At 63.0% G+C, this 20,281-nt stretch carries 15 protein-coding genes and 1 pseudogene; 9 read left to right on the forward strand and 7 right to left on the reverse strand.

Annotated features, from left to right (window positions below; translation table 11 throughout):
* Nucleotides 1-104 precede the first annotated feature (104 nt).
* The 3 genes from EWM63_RS28210 to EWM63_RS28220 are packed head-to-tail and all read left to right on the forward strand — an operon-like array spanning nucleotide 105 to nucleotide 5,983.
* On the forward strand, nucleotides 105-1,325 hold the full coding sequence (locus EWM63_RS28210) for an efflux RND transporter periplasmic adaptor subunit (RefSeq protein WP_130189484.1): 1,221 nt from the start codon (nucleotides 105-107) through the stop codon (nucleotides 1,323-1,325).
* Between the two features lie 3 nt (nucleotides 1,326-1,328).
* Nucleotides 1,329-4,517: an efflux RND transporter permease subunit gene (locus EWM63_RS28215; RefSeq protein ID WP_130189485.1), complete on the forward strand. Its 3,189-nt coding sequence runs from the start codon at nucleotides 1,329-1,331 to the stop codon at nucleotides 4,515-4,517.
* Entirely contained in the window at nucleotides 4,514-5,983 is a 1,470-nt protein-coding gene (locus EWM63_RS28220) for an efflux transporter outer membrane subunit (RefSeq protein WP_130189486.1), read from the forward strand. The genes EWM63_RS28215 and EWM63_RS28220 overlap by 4 nt, the downstream gene beginning before the upstream one ends.
* A 312-nt stretch (nucleotides 5,984-6,295) precedes the next feature.
* On the opposite strand, the gene EWM63_RS28225 is transcribed toward EWM63_RS28220, so the two are convergent.
* The gene (locus EWM63_RS28225; RefSeq protein ID WP_130189487.1) at nucleotides 6,296-7,003 is read right to left on the reverse strand and encodes a response regulator transcription factor; all 708 of its coding nucleotides are present in this window, start codon (nucleotides 7,001-7,003) and stop codon (nucleotides 6,296-6,298) included.
* Between the two features lie 151 nt (nucleotides 7,004-7,154).
* Here EWM63_RS28225 and EWM63_RS28230 point away from each other — a divergent pair, with 151 nt between their 5' ends.
* Both EWM63_RS28230 and EWM63_RS28235 read left to right on the forward strand, forming a co-directional pair.
* Entirely contained in the window at nucleotides 7,155-8,081 is a 927-nt protein-coding gene (locus tag EWM63_RS28230; protein WP_130189488.1) for a LysR family transcriptional regulator, read from the forward strand.
* 157 nt (nucleotides 8,082-8,238) lie between these two features.
* Entirely contained in the window at nucleotides 8,239-9,420 is a 1,182-nt protein-coding gene (locus EWM63_RS28235; RefSeq protein ID WP_130189489.1) for an ABC transporter substrate-binding protein, read from the forward strand.
* Between the two features lie 20 nt (nucleotides 9,421-9,440).
* Here EWM63_RS28235 and EWM63_RS28240 read toward each other — a convergent pair whose 3' ends face one another.
* From EWM63_RS28240 to EWM63_RS28265, 6 genes are all read right to left on the reverse strand, one after another.
* Nucleotides 9,441-10,487 (reverse strand): ATP-binding protein, encoded by a 1,047-nt coding sequence (locus EWM63_RS28240; RefSeq protein ID WP_130189490.1) that lies wholly within the window; start codon nucleotides 10,485-10,487, stop codon nucleotides 9,441-9,443.
* Between the two features lie 59 nt (nucleotides 10,488-10,546).
* Entirely contained in the window at nucleotides 10,547-12,394 is a 1,848-nt protein-coding gene (locus EWM63_RS28245; RefSeq protein ID WP_130189491.1) for a ligand-binding sensor domain-containing protein, read from the reverse strand.
* 118 nt (nucleotides 12,395-12,512) lie between these two features.
* Nucleotides 12,513-13,244 (reverse strand): SDR family NAD(P)-dependent oxidoreductase, encoded by a 732-nt coding sequence (locus EWM63_RS28250; protein ID WP_130189492.1) that lies wholly within the window; start codon nucleotides 13,242-13,244, stop codon nucleotides 12,513-12,515.
* Nucleotides 13,241-15,382, reverse strand: coding sequence for a xanthine dehydrogenase family protein molybdopterin-binding subunit (locus EWM63_RS28255; RefSeq protein WP_130189493.1), 2,142 nt, complete (start codon nucleotides 15,380-15,382; stop codon nucleotides 13,241-13,243). Before EWM63_RS28255 ends, EWM63_RS28250 begins: the two co-directional genes overlap by 4 nt.
* Nucleotides 15,379-15,846: a (2Fe-2S)-binding protein gene (locus EWM63_RS28260; protein ID WP_130190663.1), complete on the reverse strand. Its 468-nt coding sequence runs from the start codon at nucleotides 15,844-15,846 to the stop codon at nucleotides 15,379-15,381. The genes EWM63_RS28255 and EWM63_RS28260 overlap by 4 nt, the downstream gene beginning before the upstream one ends.
* A 228-nt stretch (nucleotides 15,847-16,074) precedes the next feature.
* A complete protein-coding gene (locus EWM63_RS28265) occupies nucleotides 16,075-16,386 on the reverse strand; it encodes a c-type cytochrome (protein ID WP_130189494.1) in 312 nt (103 codons plus the stop codon).
* A 378-nt stretch (nucleotides 16,387-16,764) separates the two neighbouring features.
* On the opposite strand from EWM63_RS28265, the gene EWM63_RS28270 reads away from it, so the two are divergent.
* The 4 genes and pseudogenes from EWM63_RS28270 (at nucleotide 16,765) to EWM63_RS28280 (ending at nucleotide 20,027) form a co-directional block, all read left to right on the forward strand.
* Complete coding sequence (locus EWM63_RS28270; RefSeq protein ID WP_503826257.1) at nucleotides 16,765-17,631, forward strand: aldo/keto reductase; 867 nt, start codon at nucleotides 16,765-16,767, stop codon at nucleotides 17,629-17,631.
* Nucleotides 17,632-17,770: 139 nt separating this feature from the next.
* A pseudogene (locus EWM63_RS33110) lies at nucleotides 17,771-19,233 on the forward strand (monovalent cation:proton antiporter-2 (CPA2) family protein); the annotation flags it as partial.
* The gene (locus tag EWM63_RS33210) at nucleotides 19,228-19,539 is read left to right on the forward strand and encodes a hypothetical protein (RefSeq protein WP_503826258.1); all 312 of its coding nucleotides are present in this window, start codon (nucleotides 19,228-19,230) and stop codon (nucleotides 19,537-19,539) included. The pseudogene EWM63_RS33110 and the gene EWM63_RS33210, both read left to right, overlap by 6 nt.
* An 80-nt stretch (nucleotides 19,540-19,619) precedes the next feature.
* A complete protein-coding gene (locus EWM63_RS28280) occupies nucleotides 19,620-20,027 on the forward strand; it encodes a hypothetical protein (RefSeq protein ID WP_130189495.1) in 408 nt (135 codons plus the stop codon).
* The last annotated feature ends 254 nt before the right edge of the window (nucleotides 20,028-20,281 follow it).

Below are 20,281 nucleotides of genomic sequence, written 5' to 3' on the forward strand. Positions count from 1 at the left end.
CAGCGCCGTGCCAATCGCCACCGGTGCGCTTCGGGTTTGCGCCGACCGCGTCGATGCTGTCGGTAGAGAGTTCTACGTTACGTAATGCCACCAAGAGGTCAATCATGAATAGCCAACAACAGGGTCAATGGAACCTGGGAGTGCTCCTGACTGCGCTGGGAGCGGTCGGTGCCGCCACAGTCATGTCTGGATGTACGGATGCGAACAGTAAAACGGAACCGGCTGCCGCCTCAGCTGGCCCACCGGTGTCGGCAGCCGTTGTCGTCGAAAGGCCGGTAGCGGAAACCCAGGAGTTTTCCGGTCGCCTCGAGGCGATCGAGGTGGTGCAGATCCGGCCGCGTGTCACCGGCTATATCACTGCGGTCAACTTTACTCCCGGCACGGAGGTGAAAAAAGGCGATCTGCTGTTCGTGATCGATCCTCGCCCCTACCAGGCGGAAGCGGACCGTGCCGAGGCAGCGGCGAATTCGGCCCGCGCGCGCGCCGATCTTGCGCGGATCGAACTGCAGCGCGCAGAGCGGCTGCTGGCCGATAAAGCGATCGCCCAGCGCGAGCTCGACGAGCGGGCCGCTGGCCAGAAGGAGCTCGAAGCGAACGCGCGGGCAGCACAGGCGCAACTGGAGGCAGCCCGGTTGAACCTGTCTTATACGCGCGTGACCGCGCCGATCGCCGGGCGGGTGTCGAAAGCCGAGATTACCCTCGGTAATCTGGTCGACGCGACTGCGGTGCTGACCTCGGTGGTATCGCTGGACCGGATGTACGCCAGCTTCGATGGCGACGAACAAACTTACCTGCGCGTGGGATCGCGTGCGCAACGCGGACAGCCGACCACCGTCAAGGTCGGACTGAACAGCGAGGAAGGTTTTCCGCATGAAGGCGTGCTCGAATTTGTCGACAACCAGCTCGACACGCGCACCGGTAGCGTGCGCATGCGGGCAACATTGAACAACGAAGACCGGATGCTGGCGCCGGGACTGTTCGCCCGGATCCAGGTCGGCAGTGGCGTACCCCGGAACGCGGTGCTCATCCGTGACAAGGCGGTGGGCACGGACCAGACCCGCAAGTTCGTGGTCGTGGTCGGTTCAGATAACAAGGCCGTCTTCCGGCCAGTCACGCTGGGACCCCTGGTCGATGGCATGCGCGTGGTGCGCAGCGGCCTGAAACCGGGCGACAAGATCGTCGTCGACGGCCTGCAGCGCGTCAGCCCCGGCTCTCCGGTATCCGCGCAGGTCGTGCCTATGGACGAAAGCGCTGTCAGTGCTGCCAAGGCAGGCGGGGCCGCGCACGACGTGCCACTGGCATCGGCCAGTGGCAAAGAGGAGTAAGGCATGAACATCTCCCGCTTCTTTGTCGACAAGCCGATTTTCGCGGCAGTCCTGTCGATCATGGTCTTCGTGGCCGGCCTGATCGCAATCTTCAAACTGCCCATCTCGGAATACCCGGATGTCGTGCCACCCTCGGTGGTCGTGCGTGCCCAGTATCCGGGTGCGAATCCGAAGATCATCGCCGAGACCGTGGCCGCTCCGCTCGAGGAGCAGATCAACGGCGTCGAGAACATGTTGTACATGTCGTCGCAGAACACCAGCGACGGCGCGTTGCAGCTGACCGTGACGTTTGCCATCGGCACCAATGTCGACCAGGCCGAGACGGCGGTGCAGAACCGCGTCCAGCGCGCCTTGCCGCGGTTGCCCGAGGAGGTGCGCCAGATCGGTGTGACAACCGTGAAGAGCTCGCCGAACCTGACGATGGTGGTGCACCTGAAGTCACCGGATGGGCGCTATGACGACCTGTATCTGCGCAACTACGCGGTATTGAACATCAAGGACCAGCTGGCGCGGCTGCATGGCATGGGTGAGGTGCAGCTGTTCGGATCCGGTGACTATGCGATGCGCGTCTGGCTCGATCCGCAGAAGGTCGCTACCCGTGGCCTGACGGCCGGCGATGTGGTCAATGCGATTCGCGAGCAGAACGTGCAGGTGGCCGCCGGCGTGATCGGCCAGGGGCCGTCGAAGGATGCCGACTTCCAGCTGACCGTCAACACCCAGGGGCGCCTGTCGACTGCCGAGGAGTTCGGCGACATCGTCGTGAAGACCAATCCGGACGGTGCGACGACGCTGCTGAAGGATGTCGCAAGGCTGGAGATGGGATCGAATTCGTACGCGCTGCGCTCGCTGTTGAACAATAAATCGGCGGTGGCGATCCCGATCTTCGAAGCCCCGAACGCGAATGCACTGCAGCTCTCGTCAGATGTCCGGGCAACGATGAAGACGCTGTCGAAGAATTTCCCCCAAGGTGTCGAGTACGACATCGTCTACGATCCCACGCAGTTCGTGCGCGAGTCGATCAATTCGGTCGTGCATACCCTTGGTGAAGCGGTGATCCTGGTGGCCATCGTCGTCATCGTGTTCCTGCAAACCTGGCGTGCGTCGATCATTCCGCTGCTGGCAGTTCCCGTGTCCATTGTCGGCACCTTCGCCGTGATGCTGATGTTTGGCTTCTCGATCAATACGCTGTCGCTGTTCGGTCTCGTGCTGGCGATCGGCATCGTGGTGGACGACGCCATCGTCGTGGTTGAAAACGTCGAGCGCTATATCGAACAGGGTCTCACGCCGCACGACGCAACGATCCAGGCCATGAAGGAAGTGTCCGGTCCCATCATCGCTATCGCCCTGGTGCTATGCGCCGTGTTCGTGCCGATCGCGTTTGTGTCCGGCCTGACGGGCCAGTTTTATCGCCAGTTCGCCCTGACGATCGCGATCTCCACCGTGATCTCGGCCTTCTCTTCGCTGACGCTGGCGCCAGCACTGTCGGCTGCACTGCTGAAGGGCCACGACGAGCCGAAGGACGCACTGACGCGTGGCATGGACAAGGTGCTGGGCGCCTTCTTCCGCGTATTCAACAAATTCTTCAACCGCGCTGCGACGAACTATGAGGGAGGCGTGCGCGGCGTGCTGCGCCACAAAGGCATCTCGCTGGTTGTCTACGCGCTGCTCGGCGTCGCTGGCCTGTTCATGTTCAAGGCGGTGCCGCCGGGTTTTGTGCCAGGCCAGGACAAGCAATACCTGATCGGCTTTGCCCAGCTTCCCGACGCCGCCTCGCTGGACCGGACCGACCAGGTCATTCGCCAGATGTCCGATATCGCCAAGGATATTCCCGGCGTGCAGGACTCGATTGCCTTCCCGGGCCTGTCGATCAATGGCTTCACCAACGCCCCCAATGCGGGCATCGTGTTCCTTGGCCTGAAGCCCTTCGAGGAGCGCAAGGGCAAGGCGCTTTCCGCGCAGGCTATCGCAGCGGAGATCAACAAGCGGATGGGCTCCGTGCAGGGCGCGTTCGTCATGGTGCTGCCGCCGCCACCGGTGAATGGCCTAGGGACCACGGGTGGCTTCAAGCTGATGATCGAAGACCGGGGCAATCTGGGTTACGACGAGTTGTTCAAGGCAGTCCAGGCGGTGCACGCCAAGGCCTGGCAGGAGCCCCGGCTCCAGGGCGTGTTCTCGGGATACCAGATCAACGTGCCCCAGCTGTTCGCCGATGTCGACCGTGTAAAAGCCAAGCAGCTGGGCGTGCCGCTGCAGACGATCTACCAGACCTTGCAGATCAACCTGGGCTCGCTGTACGTGAACGATTTCAACCAGTTCGGCCGCACCTACCAGGTACGCGTGCAGGCCGACGCCCAGTTCCGTTCGCACGCGGAGCAGATGACACAGCTGAAGGTGCGCAACGACAGGGGCGAGATGATCCCCCTGTCGTCGCTGATGCGGGTGAAGGATACGTATGGCCCGGATCGCGTGCAGCGCTATAACAACTACGTTGCGGCGGACTTGAACGGCGGTGCCGCGCCGGGCGTATCGTCCGGTCAGGCACAGGAAATCATGGAAGGCATCCTGCGTGACACGCTGCCGCAGGGGATCACCTACGAATGGACGGACCTGACGTACCAGGACATCCTGGCCGGCAACACGATGGTCTATGTGTTCCCGCTGTGCGTACTGCTGGTCTTCCTGGTGCTGGCCGCGCAATACGAGAGCTGGACGCTGCCCCTGGCCGTGATCCTGATCGTGCCGATGTCGATCCTGTGCGCCCTGATCGGCGTGAAGCTGACCGGCGGTGACAACAATGTCTTCACACAGATCGCCCTGTTCGTGCTGGTTGGCCTGGCATCGAAGAACGCGATCCTGATCGTGGAATTCGCGCGCGAACTGGAAGATCACGGGCGCAGCGTCGTCGACGCCGCACTGGAGGCTTGCCGCCTTCGTCTGCGCCCCATCCTGATGACGTCGATCGCATTCATCATGGGCGTGCTGCCGCTGGTGTTCTCCAGCGGTGCAGGTTCCGAAATGCGCCATGCGATGGGCGTCGCGGTGTTTGCCGGCATGCTGGGTGTCACGCTCTTCGGCCTGTTCCTGACGCCGGTGTTCTATGTCTTGTTGCGCACGCTGGCCAGGCGCCTGGAGAAAAAGAAAGCGCCGCCCCCGGAAGTGTCGCTGGTCAAAATGGAAGGAACCCACGGATGAACCACTCTACATTCAAGGGCAGCGCCCCGCTCTCACTGTCGCTCCTGGCTGCGCTCGTATTGAGTGCCTGCGCCGCACCTGATTTCCAGCAGCCGGCGATGGACGTGCCGGCCGCGTTCAAGGAGAGGCAATCCACCGACGATGTGAAGGTGGCCGCCGACGGTACCCGCTGGAAGGCAGCGCAGCCGGCTGAGCAGCAGCCGCGCGGCGAATGGTGGCTGGCGTTCAACGACCCGTTGTTGACTGATTTGATCAACGAGGCGACCCGCAATAACGCCAATCTTGCCGTGGCCGCCGCCCGCGTGAAGCAGGCGAGGGCGATCGCCGGCATTGCCGAGGCGGACCGGATTCCGCAGGTCGGCGTCGGCGTCGGCGCCAATCGCTCCCGGTTGTCGCCGCAAGAGGCCAACCTGCCGCAAGGTTCCGCAGTTGCGCCGGCCAGCAGCTACCAGGCGCGCCTGACAGCGAGCTACGAAGTCGACCTGTTCGGCCGCGTTGCATCGAACGTGGCGGCGGCCCGTAACGACGCGGCAACCGTCGAAGCGAGCTACCGTTCGGTACTGCTCTCGTTGCAGGCCGACGTGGCGCAGTCGTATTTCCGGGTGCGCGCCACGGATGCGGAGCTGGCGACGGTAGCGCAGACGGTCCGGCTGCGCGAGGAAAGCGTGCAAGTCACCCAGCGCCGCTTCGATTTGGGTGACATCGGGGAATTCGATTTGTCGCGCGCAAAGACGGAGCTGGCGACGGCACGGGCGGAAGCGATCGGGCTGCAACGCCAGCGCACGACAGCGGAACATGCGTTGGCGGTCCTGCTGGGCAAGCCTGCCGCGGCGTTCACGGCGCCAGTTTCGCCGCTGGCCGACGAAGGCGCGCTGCCTGTGGTGCCGGCAGGATTCCCGTCGTCACTGCTCGAGCGCCGGCCGGACATCGCCGCGGCCCAGCGTGCAATGGAGGCATCCAATGCCCGCATTGGCGTGGCCCGTTCGGCAATGTTCCCGGCGTTGACGATCAGCGCCGACGGCGGCGGTGTCGGTCCGGCGTTTGCCGACGTCTTCCGCTGGAGCAGCCGTTCCTGGATGCTTGGCACGCTGCTGTCGATGCCGCTGATCGACGGCGGCCGCAACCGGGCCAACATCCAGCGCAGCGAGGCGGCGCTGGAGGAATCCGTGGGCAGCTACCGCCAGACCGTGCTGACGGCGTTTGCCGAGGTGGAGGATAACCTGGCCGGCTTGCGGATCCTGTCTGGTCAGAGCGTACAGATCGACGAAGCGGTGCTGTCGGCACGCCGCTCTGCCGACCTGGCGCAAAAGCTGTATGGGGCCGGGCGCTCCAGTTACCTCGAACTGCTCGACGCGCAGCGCAACCTCGCCGCCGTCGAACGCAGCGCGGTACAGCTGCGGGGCAATCGCGCGATCACCACCGTGGCGCTGATTCGGGCGCTGGGCGGGGGCTGGGACCGGACCTGATGGGTGTACCGCAATTTCTGGTACGTGGAGAAACATGCCGTTGTCTTTATTGAAGCGGCATTCCCACTCACCTGAGACTGGAGCTGGCTGTGCATGCGGCCTGGATATCCCAAGTCTTCAACCCATGCGTCACTGGATAAGCATGGTGCAACCCGCGACATTCAGTTGTGCCACGCTGGCATAACTGTTTCAACATATTGATGAGTTATCGAAAGACCAGGCCGCCATTAAACTGTGGCGTGCCTGGACCATCATCGAGCAGGCTGGAAATTAGATTTTCTGGTGGCGTTCCAAATTGTGGGTCAGGAAGCTTCAGGCGAGGGATGAGATGTCATCGAAATAGCCGGTCGTCCGTGTGTTGCCGCCTGCCGCTTCTTTTCGAGATGTCATCCACCTGTCCGATCTGTCATGCGTCCCGTTCACCATTTCCAGATCGAATTCAAGTAATCCCAGCACGTTGGCGATGACGATTGCCTGGGTTCGTGTACTGGCGCCCAATTTCATCATCAGATTGCCAAGATGGATCTTTACCGTAACTTCCGCAATGCCCAGGGCGCGGGCAATCGACTTGTTGCACAAGCCTTTGCCGAGAGAGCGCAGCACTTGCAGCTCCCGGCTCGTCAGTTTTTCGCGCCGCATTGCCGCGCGTGCTCGCCCCGTTATGCAACGGCTCAGGAACAGCGTTTCGGACTGTAGATGCAGGATCGCTTCCGCAAGTTCTCCGGCGTCGCAATCCTGCGTCAGGATGCCATGGATGCCGCCATCGATGGCATTCCTGATGTCCCATTCCCGTGTTCGATTGGTCACGACGATGATTTTCAGACCCGGTTCGCATCGGGCGCGGCATTCTTCGGCGGTTTGCATGCCATGGTCGTAGTCGGTAATGAGTGTCCCGCGTACGGAACAGCTCAATTGCGATTGGTCCAGGCTCACCAGTGGCAGATCGCAGTTCGCGGCCAGCATGGCGCTGATGCCGGCCTTGACGGTCGCTTCCTTGTGCGTGATGTAAATCATGGTCATGGTGACCTCTTCTTATTCGAATGATGGGATTGCCCGGATAGGGCGGCTGTTCGCGCCAGCGAATTCCGTTAACCGGGCCAATGCAACGATCTTAACAATGTGCTTTGCAACATGAAATCAACGATATCGCATAACGGCGATTCAGAAGTGTATGAGCCTGGACTGGAATGACTACAGGGTGTTTCTCGCGATCGCTCGCAGCGGAACCCTGAGCGAAGCTGCGCGACTCCTGGGATTGTCGCAACCGACCGTGGGTCGCCGCCTGCAGGCCCTCGAGCAGACCCTGGGCCACGCGCTATTCCAGAGGACAACCGATGGCTATGTGCTCAGTAACGAAGGTGAGGCCATCCTTTGCGATATCGAACGGATGGAGGAGCAGGCAACTGCGGTGGAACGTAAGTTGGCGGGCGGTTTCAGCCTGGACGGCCTAGTGCGGGTATCGACCACCGAATGGTTCGGCGTGCACGTCCTGGCGCCGATCTTCGCCGATGTGCGCATCCGGCATCCCAATCTGTCGATCGAATTGATCACGGAAACCCGCTCGGTGAGCCTGACCCGGCGGGAAGCGGATATCAGCTTTCGGTTCAAGGAATTCGAAGAGCCGGACGTCATCCAGATCAGGGCGATTGCGATCGAGTTTGCCGTATACGCGAGTCATGCATACCTGCAGCGGAACGGGCGTCCCGGAGCGGGCAAGGAGCCCGGTGAGGCGACAGGTCAAGGACAGGGACATACCCTGGTCACGATGGACACCGGCTTCGGAAACCTGGCGGATGTACCCTGGCTGCTCTCCCGGCTGCCGGGGGCGGTCGTCGGACTGCGTGCCAACAGCCGCGATGTCCAGGCCAAGCTGTGCGCCGCAGGTGCCGGGATTGCCGTGCTGCCGCACCAGGTGGGCGTGACCGATCCGAGGCTTGTCGCGCTCGACCTTGGCGAGCTTCCGCCAGGCAGGATCGTGTGGGCAGGCGTGCACAAGGATATGCGGCGGTCACCGCGTATTCGAGCGCTGTTGGGTGCGACATTGGACGCGCTCGCCGCGCAACAACTTGCCGCTGCTCCTCTTGCTTCCATTCCTTGACCTCTCGTGCGTAAGCGGACTAATACGTCCGCATGGTTATGTGAAAGCGTGGGCCGCGCGATACTGGCGGCAATCCGCAGACGTATCGGCGCCAGGCGCCAGGCAGGCTGCGTTCCTTCAGCTGACTCACCATCCTTCGGCAGGTACTGGAAAGCGCATGAGAACCCCGGCATCGACCCTCAAGATTGGCCATTGCCTGCCATTGACCGGCAGTGCCGCCCGGGCCGGACGTTCCGCGCGGCTGGCATCCAGCGCCTGGCATGATGACGTGAACGCCCGAGGCGGGCTACTCGGGCGTCGCGTCGAATTCGTCTGCCATGACACGCAATCGGATGATGGCAACATCGCGGGGTTGTATCGGCGGTTGATGGACGAGGACAAAGCGGATCTGTTGTTGGCGCAAGGCGCGGCCGCTGTCGCTTCGGCGCTGCCGCTGGTCGCGCACAGGGAGCGGTTCCTGCTGAGTTTGCGTGAACAAGAGGGCAATGCGGGTTTCCCTTACGATGGCCATTTCAGTCTCGTTCATGCTGCGTACGATCGCAGCGCCGCCTTGACGGAAGGGTTCTTCGAACTCGCGTCCGCGCAGCAGCCCCCGCCCAGAACGGTCGGTTTCATTTCGGCAGATGCGGATTTTGCACGCGATCCCATCCGGGCGGCCAAGGCGATGGCGGCGAAGTTCGGCCTCGACGTGGTCCACGATGCCACCTATCCATTGATGGCGACGGATTTTCGCTCTCACGTGGCGAATGCGGTCCGGGCCGGCTGCGATGTGCTCGTGCTGTGTTCGTACCTCGATGATGGCATGGGACTCGTGGAAGCCATCCGGGCATGCGGTGGGCCACTCAGCATGGTGGGTGGTGTCATGGTCGGCTTTGCGCATGCCACGGTGCGGCAGGCGCTTGGCACCTCGCTGGCGGGGTTCGTCAATTGTGCGCATATCCTGCCGGCCAGCACGGCGTTGCCGGCGCCGCTGGAGAGGGCTCTGGGTACCTCGGCAAGCGCTGCCTCGCTGGACGAGGGGGACACACATTGCAGGGACAGCGCCTCCCTCGCGTATCTGCAACTCCAAGTTCTCGAGCAGGCGGTTCTGCACGCGGGCGGGATCGATAAGGAAGGCCTTGCGGCGTCCATGCGGAGCGCAGTTTTCGATACGCTGGCCGGCAACGTCGGATTCGATCGCCGCGGCGAATGGAAGCAGGCGAAGGCGGTGCAAGTCCAGTACCAGCCGCCCGGGAACGGCGCGCCGACACAGGTCGAGATCATTGTCGCGCCGCCGGCGCTGGCCGCCGGGAGAATGCTGTATCCCTTTTCGGAGAGACATCGCTGGCAGGGCCGATGAGCATGGTTAAGCGGACATGTTCACCGGTCCGCGCGCCATCGCAAGCGCTGGAATAGCGCGTGCAGCCGCAGCCACATCCGGGAATTCTCGGATTCACTGTACACGCGATGGGCGGGTAAGCGCACGATAACTTGAGTGCCTTTGGGCTCGCGCCGCCGCAGTTCGATGGCGCCTCCCTGGGCCTTGGCACGATCATGCATTCCAGCTATGCCCCAATGCCCGTTTCTGCCGGCGTTGATGAGGACATCCGCGGGGATACCGACGCCGTCATCCCTGATCACCATCGCAAAATGATGGTTCCCATGAATGATTTCGATACTGACGTTTTCTGCTTCCGCGTGCCGGTAAGCGTTGAACAGCGCTTCGCGTCCGATGCCGTAGATATCGTGGCTGGCGGTTGCATTGACAGGTTTTTCAATACCCGTAACGATGAGTTCAAACTTGGGGCCGAGGTCTTCCGCCAACGATCGACCGAATTCGCTCAGGCTTGTGGCGAGATCGTTTCCCTGGTCCGATACGCTGCGCAGATTCAGCAGTTCCTGTCTGCCCTGGTCCATCACCTCGCCCGCCTGATCGAGGATCGGCGCAATGAGACGGCGTGTATCGCACTCCGGGGGAAGCCGCTTTGCCACGCCCTGGAAGCGCAGGATGAGACCCTGCATGCTCTGCAGCAGCGTGTCGTGCAGCGCCTGTGCAATGCGTTCCCGCTCGGCCAGCCGTTCCTGCATGCGTTCGCGGTAGCGTCCGGCGAGCCGGCGGGTTCTCCAGTAGTAGATGCCCCCAACCGCGCCGAGGAGCGCCACGCCGCAGAGACCCCGGAACCACATCATCTGCGTCAGCCGTGGCTCGATCTGGAACGACAGGGTCGCTCCTTCCCGATTCCATATGCCGTCATTGTTCGCCGCAATGACCCGGAACCGGTAGGTGCCTGGGCCCAGGTTCGTGTAGTGTGCCGAGCGCCGGCCATCGCTTTCGCGCCACGCGATATCGACGCCTTCGAGCCGGTACCGGAAGCGCACCCGCTCCGGCTCCTGGTAAGACAATGCCGAAAATTCCACCGACAACATCCGGGTTCCTGCCGGCAGCCTTAGGTCGTCGGCGACGGCATAATTGTCCGCACCCGACTTTACGCTGGTAATGACGACAGGGGGACCAGCGGATTGTGGGTCAGTTTCGCGGGATCGAAGCCATAGACACCGCCCGTGGTCGAGAACCACAGGGTACCGTCCTCACTGCGGGCGGCCGAAGGCACAGGAAGGATGGGGCTTGTCGAGCCGACGACGCCATCGCGATGATCGAGCCGGTTGAAACGCACCTGGTAGGCAGGGTTGCCCAGCGCTTTCACGAGCTCCGCCGGCGCGATGCTGGAGATGCCATCGCTGCCGTTGATCCATAGCGAGCCGTCCCGGGCGAATACCATGCCGGTGATGCCCGTAAAGGGTTCGCCGGCCCATCCTTCCACGGCATCGAAGCGTTTGCCGTCGAAGTATGCCAGCCCGTTTTCCCCGCCCACCCAAGCGCCATCGCGCATTGGCAGCATGTGCATGACGGTCCCGACGCCAAGTCCGTCCGCCCGGCCGTACTGCCTGAGCTGGCCATTTTCCAGGATAGCGAGCCGGTTGTTTACGGAACCGAGCCACACCCGGCCCTGGCTGTCGGTGGCAAGCGCGGAAGCGGCAAATGTCTTCAGCCCGGGAATGCCACCGCCTGCCTCCAGTCGACCTGCGTGCAAGGTGTACAGTCCGCCGCGCCCCATGCTGACCCACAGCGTCCCGGCCTGATCCTGTGCCAGCGCGTACACGGAGGTTGCCCTGATTTCGGGGAATGCGCGAATGCGCTGCAGTCCTTGACTTCCAGCCGTCCATAGTTGACTGCCGGCCCCTCCGACCCAGAGCGTGCCATCTGGCGCACGGTGCAACGCGGTGATGGTGTCCGCGTACGCTGGCCTGGCAGTGAAGGGCCGCGCAGGACTGCCGGGACCGGCCACGAACGAATTGTCAACCCAGGCGCTGCTCCCCGGCCCGGCCGTGATCGGCCGGGCACTGTAGTGCTTATATGCGGGCAGCGCCACTGCCCGCAGGCGTGGCAACCTGAAACGGTCGAGGCCATTCTCGGTGGCCAGCCAGACATTGTGTTCGCGGTCCTGGAACAGGACCGAAGGTGTTCTGCCACTCATGCCCTGGTCCGTGCGAAAACGTTGCACTGGCGTCTTGGTCAATGTATTGCCGAGCCGGGTGATGCCCGTCGGGTTGGCGACCCATGCATAGCCTTCGTGATCGAAGACCAGTTCCTGGAATGCCTCGTCGGTACGCCACGCGAGTGCGGGTCCCTGTTCGGGTGCGGCGAGCAGATGGATCCCCGGATTTTCGATATCGCTGGTCCAGACGCTGCCGTCGGGATGCTCGGCCAGCCCGCCGGCACCTTTCGTTTTCATCCGCAGATCGAACGAGGCCGCACCATTTTGCAGGGCGTGGACCTCGGTGGCCGTCCGAACCCACAAGACGCCACGGCGGTCGAGAAGGGTCGACAGGATCGGTGCTTCCGGCGCCTTGAGCGACAGTGCGGGCCGATGCCAGCGGAAGTCAGCACCGAGGTAATGCAGTCCTCGGCCTGTCGCCAGCCATATTCGGCCCGAAGCATCCTGCGTCGCGTCGAATACGGTGCCGGCTGGCGTATCTGGACTGTCCAGCCGGAAGTGCCGCATGAGGCCATTGCGCATCAGGCCGACGCCACCGTACTTGTAGCCGATCCACAGCGTACCGTCCTGCAGCAGGCCGATGCCGGAAATCCCCGCTGACAAGGGCGCTTCCGGCCCCGTGGCGCGCAGGAAGCGGACGCCGTCGAACTTGTACAGGCCCGACGAGCTGCCGAGCCACAGCCAGCCATCTGGCGTCTGCGCGATCCGGGTGATACCGGTGGGCGCGCCTTCGCGAGCCGTCCAGCTGGTGTGCAGGAGGTCGATGGGCGACACCATGGGCGCGCCGGCGCGCGGTACCAAAGACACCGGTGCGGCATGCGCTGGCGCACCAGCCAGTACCGCGGCCAGGACCAGCCAGACCTTGCAACGGATCATGCTTGGCGACGGCGAGCACTCACAGCTGCGCCAGCCCGCCGTCCACGAACAGTTCGATGCCTGTCACGAAGCTACTGTCGTCCGTGGCCAGGTAGCGAATGGCGTTTGCGACATCGGCGGGCGTGGCCATGCGGCCCAACGGGATCATGCTCTTCAGCGAATCGCGCATCTCGTCGTTTGCGAACTGGTCGAAGCCGGGCGTCTGCACCGGTCCGGGGCTCACCACATTCACTCGGATGCGCCGGTCCTTGAACTCCGCCGCCCAGGAGCGGGCGAACGAACGCACACTGGCCTTGGTGGCGTTGTAGACCGAGAAGCCGGCAAACCCTTTGGAGCCGCCGATTGAACCGAGCAATACGATCGACGCGCCATCCTTCAACAGCGGCAACGCTTTCTGCACCGTGAACAGGACACCACGTACGTTGAGGCCGAACGTTTTATCGAATGAGGCCTCGGTGACGTCGGCCAGGGATTCCATTTCATAGCTGCCCGCGTTGGCGACGATCACGTCCAGCTGGCCAGCGTCCTTGCGGATCTCGACAATCATCCGATCAAGGTCGGCCAGGTTGGCGGCATCGGCCTGTATCGCCGTCGCATGCGCGCCGATCTCCTCGATGGCGGCGCCGAGTTCAGCCTGGCGGCGGCCGGTAATGAATACGTGGGCGCCTTCGGCAACCAGTGCCTTGGCGGTCGCCAGCCCGATGCCGGCGCTGCCGCCGGTTACTAGGGCAAACTTGCCTGTCAATTTCATGTTGTACCTTTCGAGGTTGCGAGTTGGTCGGCGATCGGCAAGGTGCGGATGCGCTTGCCGGTCAGCTGGAAGATGGCATTGCATACGGCAGGCGCGATGCCGGGTGCCCCGCCTTCGCCCATGCCTTCGAATGGCGCACCGCTCTCGATGATCTCGGTGGTGAAAGCGGGGCTTTCGGACAAGCGGACAACCCGATAATCGTGAAAATTGCTTTGCTGGACCCGTCCTCCGGTGATCGAGATCTTGCCAAACAGCGCGGCGGACAGGCCCCAGATCGCCGCGCCTTCCATCTGCGCGCGCGCCGTGTCCGGATTGATCACCTTGCCGGGATCGGCAACGGTGCAGATCCGGTGGACGACGACCTGCCCATCCTCGACCGACACTTCGGCACTCTGGCCGACGAGGCAGTCGAGATGCTTGTGGCTGATGGCAAGGCCGATGGCACGCTGGCCTGCCAATGGCTTGCCCCAGCCGCTGATGGCAGCGAGGCGGTCCAGGACCGCCAGTGCGCGGGGATCGGCCGCCAGCAGCCGGCGCCGGAACTGGTAGGGGTCCGTTCCTGTCTTGGCCGCCAGCTCGTCGACGAAACTTTCGATCGCGAAAACAGTCTGCGATGCACCGACGGAGCGCCACATCCCCGTCGGGACCGGGGTTTCACTGCGTACCCAGCGGCCGTCCTGGTGCGGGAAACCGTACAGCGAAAAGATGTTGTCGGTGACGACCGAGTCGAATTCGCCCATGAAATCCGGAAACGTGCGGGGCAGGATTGTCGGGGTGGCCTGTTTGTGGCGGAATGCGATGACATCCTTGCCGTTCAGGCCGGCGGACATTTCCGATACCCCGGCAGGGCGGTAGTAATCGTGCTGGGTATCTTCCTCGCGGGTCCAGACCAGCTTCACGGGCCGACCGGGGAACTGCTTCGCAACCTGGACTGCCTGGGCGACGAAGTCGGCCTCCTGGCGCCGTCCGAAGCCGCCGCCGCCTAGCACGGGGTGGATCGTGACGGCCTGTGGAGGAAGCCCGAGCAGCGATGCCGCGACCTCGCGTGCCTTGTCGGGTCGCTGCGAACCCACCCATACATCGCAGGTCGCGCCGCGCACCCTGGCCACACAGGACATGGGTTCCATGGTCGCATGGGCCAGGAAGGGAACTTCGTAGCGCGCCGTGACGTTTTCCTTAGCGGCTTTAATGGTTTGCTCCGGTGTGCCAACGGATTTCACCAGAACCCCGCCGCTGCCCTCCAGGTCGCGCCAGAACTGAGCACTGATCGATTTGTCGTCCAGCTGGGCATGCTTGCCTGCATCCCATTCGGCAGCTAGCGTGTCGCGGGCACGGCGCGCGGTCCACCAGCGATCGGCCACGATGGCGACGCCGTCGGGCAGGTCGTAGACACCCTTGATTCCTTTCTGCTTGAGAATGTCGGCACGTGCGTCGCGCACCAGCGTGCCGCCAAAGACGGGGGAGGCGACCACGGTCGCGTACAGCATGTCGGGCAGGCGCACATCGATCGCGAATTGCGCCGTGCCATTCACCTTGGCCGGGATATCGAGGCGCCGGACCGGCGTCTTGACGAGGTTCGTGCCCTTGCGCGACGCCTTGCTGGTGGTTGCGGGGACAGGTTCAACCGCGGCGCGGGATGCGAGCTCACCGTACGGGAGCGACCTGCCGCTTTTCGCATGGACCACCTTGCCGGTATCGGTGGCGCATTCGTCCGCCGGCACTTTCCACTGTCGCGCGGCAGCGGCGATCAACATGGTGCGCGCCGTGGCGCCGGCGTCGCGGTACAGGTCATGGAAGCCGGATACCCCGGTACTGGCGCCGGTCAATTGGGTTTTCAGGATCGGGCTGTTGAACTGTGGCGCCACGGGCGCGAGCTCGAACCGCACCAGTTGCCAATCGGCGTCCAGGGCATCGGCAACCACCATTGGCAGCGCCGTCGACGTGCCCTGGCCAATTTCGGCAACCGGGGAAATGACGGTGACGATACCATCCGGCGCAATCCGGAGGTAGTTCAGCGTCAGCGTCGCCTTATTATCGGCCGCCGTGCTGCCATCGCTGAACGCCAGCATATAAGCGCCGGCACTGAGCATGGCCGTCGCCTTGATAAATGAGCGCCTACTGAATTGGTCGGTGCTCATGCCGGCACCTTCTTGAGGTCGAGCGTACGAGCTTCCTGCAAGGCCGCCTTGACCCGCGGGTAGGTGCCACAGCGGCAGATGTTGGTCATTGCCACGTCGATCTGCTCGTCGGTCGGTTTTGGCGTTTCGGCCAGCAGGGAAGCCGCGGCCATGAGCATGCCGGACTGGCAGTAGCCGCATTGGGGCACCTGGTGCTTGACCCACAGCGTCTGGAGCGCGTGAGGCGTCTCCTTCGACGCCAGGCCTTCGATGGTGGTGATTTTCTTGCCGACGGCCGCTTCTGCAGGGAGCACGCAGCAGCGGGTCGCCACGCCATCTAGGTGCACGGTGCAGGCACCGCACAGCGCCAGGCCGCAGCCGTACTTGGTGCCGGTGAGGCCCAGTTCGTCGCGCAGCACCCACAGCAAGGGCGTATCGCCCTCCGCGTCGACCGCGATCCGGCGGCCGTTGACTTCTAGCGTAATCACAATGTTCTCCTTCGCTGGTAATAGCTGTTCGCGTGGCTTACCGCGTTGGTTCCCGGCAGGGCGCCGGACCGGTACTCCAGATCAATGCGAACGTTACAAGTCATCAACATCGCCAGCAAGACAAGCCAGGGTTGAATCAGTAGTGCCGTTCCGGCACAAATCCGGTTGGTGAGACGCGGGCGAAAAAAAACCGGGCCATGGCCCGGTCAAGTTTGGCAGGAGACATTATTTCTGCTCGAGGATCCATCTCACGAGCGTGTGCGCTTCAGCTTCGCTGACCTGCGGGCTGGGCGGCATCGGGATCGGGCCCCATACGCCGGAACCGCCCTTGATGACTTTCGCGACCAGCTTTGCTTCGGCATCCTCTTGGCCGGCATACTTCGCGGCCACGTCCTTGTATGCAGGGCCGACCAGCTTGTTTGCGACCGCATGGCACGCTATGCAGTTCTTGGCCTTCGCCAGGTCGGCGCTCGCCAGGGCATGATTGGATATGGCAAAACAGTCCAGTAATGTGCCGGCGATGATGAAGTGTTTCATGGTCTTCTCCAGATAGGGTCCTGGCCGGATTCTAGCCGCCGCACGGGCGTCCGATTCATGCGCCCGCGGCACAACTGAAACGACAGTGGGCGGTATTGGCGTGTCAACAGCTGGCTGGTAACTTCGGACTCAGGCAGCCATGGCCGGCGTTCATCCGGACGGCGGCATGGTGATGAGCGGCGCGCTCCTGCGCGCCGGCCTTCGCTGGAGGAAGCACATCATGCAGTACAGAAGACTCGGTAACACCGGCATAATCGTGTCGCGCCTCTGCCTGGGAGGCATGACGTTTGGGGGTAAGGCAACTCCCCCTATGACAAGGTCGGCGGGCTATCGCTCCAGGAGACCGATGCGATCGTTGGGGAAGCCATCGACCTGGGTATCAATTTTATCGACACGGCGGACGTCTACGCCGCCGGCGAATCGGAAAGCCTGCTGGGTCAGGTCCTGTCGGGGTGCCGGGACAATATCGTGCTGGCGACGAAATTCCATGCGCCGACGGGCAAGGGCCCCAACGATGCTGGCCAATCGCGCCTGCACCTGATGCGTGGCCTGGAGGACAGCCTGCGCCGTTTGCGCACGGACCATATTGACCTGTATCAGGTCCATAACTTCGATGCCCTGACGCCCGTCGAGGAGACACTGCGTGCCTTGGACGACGCGGTCTGCGCCGGGAAGATCCGGTACATCGGCTGTTCGAACCTGGCAGCATGGCAGGTAGCCCGCGCGCTCGGTGTCTCGGCCCTGCGTGGCTGGTCTGCCTATGCTTCCGTGCAGGCTTGCTACTCGCTCGCCGTCCGCGACATTGAGCGCGAGATCCTGCCGCTGGCGATCGACCAGCACCTGGGCCTGATGGCCTGGAGCCCGCTGGCCGGCGGGCTGCTGTCCGGGAAGTTCGGACGGGAAGGCGGCACCGATGCGAACGCGCGGCGGATGCATATCGATTTCCCTCCGGTCGATACCGAACATGGATATCGCGTGATCGATGCGATCAGGCCGGTCGCGGCGCGGCACGACGTGAGCCCTGCGCGGATCGCCCTGGCCTGGGTGCTGGCGCAAGCCGGGGTGACGTGCGCGATCGTGGGCGCGCGGCGCGCCGAGCAGCTGCGGGACAATGCCGGGGCGCTGGATGTCGTGCTGACCGACCAAGATCTGGCGGAACTGGATGCCGCTACCAAGCTGGCGCCGTCCTATCCTGGCTGGGTGCAGGCGACAACCAATGCCCACCGGGAGAAATTCCTGCGCTGACAGGAATAGCGCTCGTTCGGTCCGGCCCTTGTCCTCAGCGGTAAATCGTTGTCGACCGGCAGTGGCCGGCTTGCCCTAACTCCTGGCTCCCTTCCTGCCGACTTTCAGTGGTCCGCAGCGATCTAACCGCGAACTTGCCATGCACGATTTGCTGATCACTCCCTTGGTGTTCCTCATTGCAGCCGTCCTGCTGGTCCCGCTGGCGCAGCGCCTCGGCCTTGGTTCCGTGCTCGGCTACCTGATTGCCGGAGCCATGATCGGCCCCTGGGGCCTGGCATTGATTACCCGCATCGACCGGATCAGCCACGTCGCTGAGATCGGCGTGGTGCTGATGCTGTTCCTCATCGGGCTCGAGTTGCAGCCCGCGAAACTGACCGCGATGCGTGCATTGGTACTGGGTGGCGGTGCATTGCAAATGATGGCCTGCAGCGTGGCGCTCGGGCGGTCGGATGGCTGCTGGGTATTTCCTGGACCGGTGCGTGCGTCGCCGGCATCGCCCTGGCCCTGTCCTCGACCGCCATCGCCGTGCAGAACATGAACGAGCGCTGCATGGAGCAAACCCCGGGTGGCAAGGCGGCGTTCGCCATTCTGCTGTTCCAGGATATGGCGGCCATCCCGGTTCTAGTCGCGGTGCCGTTGCTGGGCGGTGCCGGCACGGCCAGTTTCAACTGGCCATGGGCATTTGGCGCGGTAGCCGGCGTATTGGTCGTCGGGCGGTATCTCATGCGGCCGGCGCTGCACCTTATTGCGCGCACGGGGCTGCGTGAAATCTTCACGGCATTTGCGCTGCTGCTGGTCCTTGGCATCGCGCAACTGATGGCGCTTGCCAATCTTTCGATGGGGCTTGGCGCCTTCCTGGCCGGCGTGCTGCTGGCGAGTTCGGAGTATCGCAAGGCGCTGGAGACCGACCTAGAGCCGCTCAAGGGCTTACTGCTCGGATTGTTCTTTACGTCGGTCGGCATGTCCGTCAACTTCGGCTTGCTCGCCGATGGCCCCGCGCGCATTGCGATGCTTACCGTCGCGTATGTGGTGCTGAAGATGGCGCTGCTGTGGCTGACCGCGCGTGCGCTTCCTGTTCCGCCGGTGCAGAGGTGGCCGTTCGCAGGGGTGTTGGCGCAAGGGAGCGAATTCGCGTTCGTCTTGCTGGCGGTGGCCGCCACCGCAGGTTTGTTATCCGCAGCCTGGCAAGAAACGCTGGTGCTGGTGGTCGCGATGTCGATGGCGTTCACGCCGCTCGGGGTGGCAAGCGGCGAGTGGTTGAGCCGACGTCAATATGCACAGGCACTCCCGCCACCCGATGCGATCGACCCGGATGGTGCCAAGGTCATCATCGCGCGCTTCGGCCGGGTGGGGCAGATCGCCGGTCGCATGCTGGCCGCGTCCGGCATCGGCATGACCGTGCTGGACAACGATCCAGACCTTATCGACATGCTGCGCAACTACGGCATGCGGGTATTCTATGGCGATGCGACCCGCCTGGATTTGCTGCGCAGTGCGGATGCCAACAAGGCAGTCCTCTTGATCAATGCAATCGACAACAACGAGAGTAGCCTGCGCCTGACCGATCTGGTACGCGAACATTTCCCGCATTTGAAGATGATCGCCAGGGCACGCAACGTGGCGCACCTGTTCGAACTGCGCGAGCGCGGCGTGGACATCATCGAGCGTGAGACATTCGAATCGGCACTGCTGATCGGACAGCGGGCCCTGGAGCAACTGGGGCTGGATGCCGCCGGGGCAGCGCGCGCAAAGGAGATCTTCCGTTCGCATAACCTCGACACGCTCGAGTCGATGTTCCCGCTCTATCATGACGAAAGTCCTCTGGTGTCGGCGGAGCGTAAGGCCCGGGAGGAACTAGCGCAATCACTCGAACATGACCGGCGCAGCATCGAACGCACTCAAACTTGAATCGCTGTCTGCTTCCAATATATACGCAGCCATATAGATGCCTCTTGGGAAAAACTATAAGGAGGTCTGGCGGCATTGCCGTGCTCGATGGCGCAGGTTTCCGATCGACGCGCGTGATGATGCGGTGGCTCATCGAACAGTGCATGGCGAAGGCGCAGTTGGGGGGCGCTACGGTGGCGCAGTCCGACGCCTGGAACGTCCTCCTGTTGAATAACACGCCGCGGGTACGGATTGCCCTCGCGTCACGCCGCCGATACCCCGACACATTGCGCCACTGGCGTGTCCCGATGCGCCATGACAAAGCGTCCGATTTCGTCCTGTGCGCACTACTCGACCGAGGCAACGACGAAATCGAGCAATTCATGTTACTCGCAACTGAAACTTTTGAGCAAGGCAGCCTGTTCGTCTGTGAGCGGACGATTGCCTGCTACCACCAACAATGTTTCGCGACACTCGACAAGGTATGCGGCCTAACACCGGGTCGGTAGAGAATAACGATCGCTGTGAAGACAATGGCAGCCGACCCTGGTCACGGGACACAACGGCCTCTGCCATTCTGGGGTAAAACCCTGTCGATGATATCGTACCTATTTCTTCGCGACGGAACATGTACTTAGCAAGCTCGCGACAAGGACCCGTCGCATGGGAGCAGTACGCGTACAGGCGCATTAGATAAGCGGACTATACATCGCATGGCCGGAACATCCGAGCATCATCCCTCTCGAAGCGATCACAGCAAACT

It is taken from the genome of Pseudoduganella lutea, from assembly GCF_004209755.1.
In the GTDB taxonomy this organism is placed as follows: Bacteria; Pseudomonadota; Gammaproteobacteria; order Burkholderiales; family Burkholderiaceae_D; genus Rugamonas; species Rugamonas lutea.

Excerpts from the sequence above, each read along its gene's own strand:
- EWM63_RS28210 (WP_130189484.1), top strand. The coding sequence starts at position 105 with ATGAATAGCCAACAACAGGGTCAATGGAACCTGGGAGTGCTCCTGACT.
- EWM63_RS28215 (WP_130189485.1), top strand. The coding sequence starts at position 1,329 with ATGAACATCTCCCGCTTCTTTGTCGACAAGCCGATTTTCGCGGCAGTC.
- EWM63_RS28220 (WP_130189486.1), top strand. The coding sequence starts at position 4,514 with ATGAACCACTCTACATTCAAGGGCAGCGCCCCGCTCTCACTGTCGCTC.
- EWM63_RS28225 (WP_130189487.1), bottom strand. The coding sequence starts at position 7,003 with ATGACCATGATTTACATCACGCACAAGGAAGCGACCGTCAAGGCCGGC.
- EWM63_RS28230 (WP_130189488.1), top strand. The coding sequence starts at position 7,155 with ATGAGCCTGGACTGGAATGACTACAGGGTGTTTCTCGCGATCGCTCGC.
- EWM63_RS28235 (WP_130189489.1), top strand. The coding sequence starts at position 8,239 with ATGAGAACCCCGGCATCGACCCTCAAGATTGGCCATTGCCTGCCATTG.
- EWM63_RS28240 (WP_130189490.1), bottom strand. The coding sequence starts at position 10,487 with ATGTTGTCGGTGGAATTTTCGGCATTGTCTTACCAGGAGCCGGAGCGG.
- EWM63_RS28245 (WP_130189491.1), bottom strand. The coding sequence starts at position 12,394 with ATGGTGTCGCCCATCGACCTCCTGCACACCAGCTGGACGGCTCGCGAA.
- EWM63_RS28250 (WP_130189492.1), bottom strand. The coding sequence starts at position 13,244 with ATGAAATTGACAGGCAAGTTTGCCCTAGTAACCGGCGGCAGCGCCGGC.
- EWM63_RS28255 (WP_130189493.1), bottom strand. The coding sequence starts at position 15,382 with ATGAGCACCGACCAATTCAGTAGGCGCTCATTTATCAAGGCGACGGCC.
- EWM63_RS28265 (WP_130189494.1), bottom strand. The coding sequence starts at position 16,386 with ATGAAACACTTCATCATCGCCGGCACATTACTGGACTGTTTTGCCATA.
- EWM63_RS33210 (WP_503826258.1), top strand. The coding sequence starts at position 19,228 with ATGATCGCCAGGGCACGCAACGTGGCGCACCTGTTCGAACTGCGCGAG.